This window comes from Pedobacter sp. 01N416, from assembly GCF_056399685.1.
In genome coordinates, this window is record NZ_JBFTRT010000419.1 from 1 (window position 1) to 4599 (window position 4599).

Annotated in this window: 3 protein-coding genes; 2 read left to right on the forward strand and 1 reads right to left on the reverse strand. The window is 40.8% G+C overall.

All coding sequences use genetic code 11. The features are described from left to right. Together AC1DND_RS20340 and AC1DND_RS20345 are read left to right on the forward strand one after the other, a co-directional pair. The coding region (locus AC1DND_RS20340; protein ID WP_477584402.1) for an energy transducer TonB at window positions 1–856 on the forward strand (856 nt) is incomplete at its 5' end. Window positions 857–875: 19 nt separating this feature from the next. Beyond that, window positions 876–1226 (forward strand): FEKKY domain-containing protein, encoded by a 351-nt coding sequence (locus AC1DND_RS20345; RefSeq protein ID WP_477584403.1) that lies wholly within the window; start codon window positions 876–878, stop codon window positions 1224–1226. A 499-nt stretch (window positions 1227–1725) separates the two neighbouring features. On the opposite strand, the gene purL is transcribed toward AC1DND_RS20345, so the two are convergent. Next, window positions 1726–4599, reverse strand: a 2874-nt coding sequence (purL, locus tag AC1DND_RS20350) for a phosphoribosylformylglycinamidine synthase (protein WP_477584404.1), incomplete at its 5' end; no start/stop codon positions are given.

Sequence of the window (4599 nt, forward strand, 5' to 3'; positions counted from 1 at the left end):
GCTAGCTATGTTCAACTCTTTAATTAACGTATACAAAACCGAGTGGCTCGATCTTGTATTTGCAGACCGCAACAAAAACTATGGTGCTTATGAATTAAGGTCTAAATCTTCATCGATTATGACAAGAGCACTTTTCGTATCTGGAAGCCTGTTTATCCTCTTGTGTTTCTCTCCTTTAATTTATGCTAAACTGTTTCCAAAGGAGATTATAGTAGAAGCTCCGCCAAAGGTTGTCGATTTAACTGATGTAATTCATCAGATGAAACCAAAGACTCCTGAACCAGAGAAAAAGGTTGAGCCTGCTAAAGCTGATCCGGTAAAGGTTAAAACAATAGCGATTCCATCACAAGTGGTGGTGGTTAATAAAACAGAGCTTCCCCCTCCTCCAACAGTTGATGATATAAAATTAGCAGTGATCAGCACTAAGACACAGGATGGTGTTGTGGCTCCTGGTGCGGTAGTAACCGACAATAAAGGTAAAGGTAATGGTGATGGTTCAGGAACTGCTAAAGAAGGTACAGGAACACCAGAAGATAAAGAGGTTTATTTAGGCGCTGATGAGTACCCTGAATTTACCGGTGGTGCCAAAGCATGGTCTAAATATATGGAACGTAATTTAAGGTATCCTTCAAGGGCACAGGAAGAAGGTGCTGCAGGTAAGGTATATGTAAGTTTTGTGGTAGAGAAAGATGGTTCGATTACCGATGTATCCGTAATTAAAGGGATTGGTTTTGGTTGTGATGAGGAAGCGATTAAAGTAATTAAAAAATCACCGTTATGGAAGCCAGGGAAAAATAAAGGGGTTCCGGTGCGTGTAAGGTACAATATGGCCATCAACTTTCAGATTTCTAATTAAATTAACTAAAGTAGTTAAGATGAAAAAGCTCATTCCAATATTTATGTTTCTCTGTTTTGCAGCTGTACAATTGAATGCTAAGTCTAAAATAGTCGTGGACAGTGCGAAAGTGCACAGTATTAAGCTGGCTAATGCCGATTTAAAAAAGGGTAGCGTGAAGTTTCTGCTCCGCGGTGGTATCGTATCTACTTATGTTAAAGGACAGGAACTATTTGAAAAGAAATATGGTATTGCTTATTCTGAATTTGGCTGTGTAATGCCTGTAAATATTTCCATTAATGATTATAATAAAGTAGTAGCTTCTTTTATGGATCGTAAATATGGAAAGGATTGGCGTAAAGAGGTTAGGAGTGATATTCAGGGGATTTAGGTGAGATAAATTCGTCACCCTGAACTTGTTTCAGGGTCTACCCCAAAGGAAAAATGCGGAATCAAGTTCAGCATGACGACTAAATAATTTTTCTATTAATGCTCTTATAGAAAAATGTAAGGTTGGGTAAATTGAAACGGTTTGGGCGGTGCCCAGGCCGTTTTTTTTAATATCGTTGGAGAATTGTCATTCTGAACGCAGTGAAGAATCCTTCAGCTATGGAAAGCTTGCTATTATCGGTTTCCCATTTCAAAGCCATTAAAAATTAAAACAAGCCAGTTATCTGTTAGAGATTCTTCGTGCCTCAGAATGACAATTTATATGATTCAGTTGTACCTGACCTTACCTGTTCAGGGTTTAATTAGCATGATAGATGCTGAATCAAGTTCAACATGACGATTTTAAGAAACAAATTGCTCGAAATGACGAATRCTTGTAAAAACAAAAAATGGATGATGGTTTTTAATTCCATCATCCATTTTACAGCTTCATCAGTTGCTTACCCCTTGTTTTCAATCCACTTGCGTGCATTTACGAAGGCTTCCATCCATGGCGAAACTTCGTCTTTACGGCCTTGTGGATAATTTGCCCAGTGCCATTGGAACAATGAACGCTCAATGTGTGGCATCATTACCAGGTGGCGGCCAGTTTCATCACATAACATTGCGGTGTTGTAATCTGAGCCATTCGGGCTAGCTGGATAAGTTTCGTAAGCATATTTGGCCACGATTTTATATTTATCTTCTGTGTATGGCAATGAGAACCTTCCTTCACCATGTGATACCCAAACACCTAAAGTGCTTCCGGCCAGTGTAGATAACATGACCGAATTATTTTCTTGTAAGGTTAGCGAAGTGAAAATACTTTCGTGCTTGCCACTTTTGTTGTGGAGCATTTTAGGTTTTTCTTCGTGATCTTTGTTAATTAAGCCCAACTCTATAAATAACTGGCAACCATTGCAAACCCCAACTGATAAGGTATCAGGACGGGCAAAGAATTTCTCCAAGGCTACTCTTGCTTTTTCGTTGTATAAAAATGCACCTGCCCAACCTTTGGCCGATCCTAAAACATCAGAGTTAGAGAAACCACCAACTGCACCTATAAACTGGATATCTTCTAAAGTTTCTCTTCCGGTAATTAAATCGGTCATGTGTACGTCTTTCACATCAAAACCTGCCAAATACATGGCATTGGCCAGTTCGCGCTCAGAATTACTTCCTTTTTCGCGGATGATGGCTGCTTTTGGTCGTGGTTTAGTCGGATCGATTACAGGTTTCTTTCCATCAAATTGTAATGGAAAAGTGTAATTTAAAACATGGTTTTTATAATTGTCGTAGCGTTCTTTCGCCAATCCGTTTCCGGTTTGTTTACTATCTAATAAGTATGAAGTTTTGAACCAAACATCACGTAAATGGTCGATATCAAAGCTGAAGCGATCAGCAGCATTTTTAACTTCCAGTTTAGCTGATGCATTTACCTCACCAATTTTATGGAAAGCAACGCCGGCCTGTGCAAAGGTATCTTCAACAGAAGCATCGGCCTGGAATACAATACCAATGTTCTCTGCAAATAATACTTTAATGCTATCTGCTTCCGCTAGTGAAGACAAATCGATCGAAGCGCCCAAATCGCGGTCGGCAAAACACATTTCCAATAGGGTTGTGATTAAACCACCGCTACCAATATCGTGACCTGCCTGGATTTTGTCAGCTTTGATTAATTGCTGAAGGGTATTAAAAGCTGTTTTAAATTGATCAGCACCTTTAACATCAGGTGTTTCTGTGCCGATTTTATTTAAAATCTGTGCAAAAGATGAACCACCTAATTTGTAGGTATCGTTAGAAAGGTTGATGTAATAAATTGATCCACCGTTTTTTTGAAGTACCGGCTCAACCACTTTGGTAATATCGTCGCAATTTGCTCCGGCAGAAATAATTACCGTTCCCGGTGCAATTACATCACCATCTTTGTATTTCTGTTTCATCGATAACGAATCTTTTCCGGTTGGGATATTGATTCCTAAATCGATGGCAAAATCAGAACAAGCTTTTACCGCTGCATATAAACGGGCATCTTCGCCTTCATTTTTACAGGCCCACATCCAGTTGGCAGAAAGTGAAACACTTTTTAAGCCATCTTTTAGGGGTGCCCAAACGATATTCGAAAGTGATTCTGCAATCGCATTGCGGCTACCCGCTGCAGGATCGATCAAGGCCGAAAGTGGTGCATGGCCAACTGAAGTGGCTATACCTTCTTTCCCCTGAAAATCTAAAGCCATTACACCACAGTTGTTTAAAGGCAACTGTAATGGGCCTGCACATTGTTGTTTAGCTACACGCCCCCCCACACAACGGTCTACTTTATTGGTTAACCAATCTTTAGATGCAACCGCTTCTAATTGAAGCACCTGTTCTAAATAGGTGTTTAATTCGTTGTTGTTATAGGTTACGGCTTCATATTTACGGTCGATGGTTTGATCGTCCATTACGATTTTTGGTGAACTGCCAAACATGGCGGCCAATTCAAAATCCATAGGTTTTAAACCTGTTGTTGCAGATTTAAAGGTAAAACGGTGATCGCCGGTTACTTTACCTACGGTATACATTGGCGAGCGTTCGCGGTCGGCTATTTTTTGTAAGGTTTCGATATGCTCGTTGCCGATTACCAAGCCCATTCTCTCCTGCGATTCGTTTCCGATAATTTCTTTAGCCGAAAGGGTAGGGTCGCCCACTGGCAATTTATCAAGATCTATTAAACCACCGGTTTCTTCAACTAGCTCTGATAAACAGTTTAAGTGACCACCTGCACCGTGATCGTGGATAGAGATAATCGAATTGTGATCGCTTTCTACCATGCCACGTACCGCATTTGCAGCACGTTTTTGCATTTCAGGGTTCGATCTCTGGATGGCATTTAATTCAATGCCGCTTCCGTGCTGACCAGTATCTGCAGATGAAACGGCTGCACCACCCATCCCGATCCTATAATTTTCTCCACCCAGGATAACGATGTTATCGCCTTCTTTTGGTTTAAGTTTTTGTGCCTGACTGGCTTTACCGTAACCGACACCACCCGCTAGCATAATTACTTTATCGAAACCCAGTTTTCGGGAATCTTCTTCGTGTTCGAAAGTTAAAACCGAACCAGTAATAAGCGGTTGACCGAATTTATTTCCAAAATCTGTAGCACCGTTAGATGCTTTGATCAGGATATCCATCGGGGTTTGGTACAACCATTGTCTTTCTTCAACGCCTTTTTCCCAAGGGCGGTTATCTTCTAAACGCGAAAGTGCAGTCATGTAAACGGCAGTTCCTGCTAAAGGCAACGAACCTTGTCCACCTGCTAAACGGTCTCTGATTTCACCACCCGAACC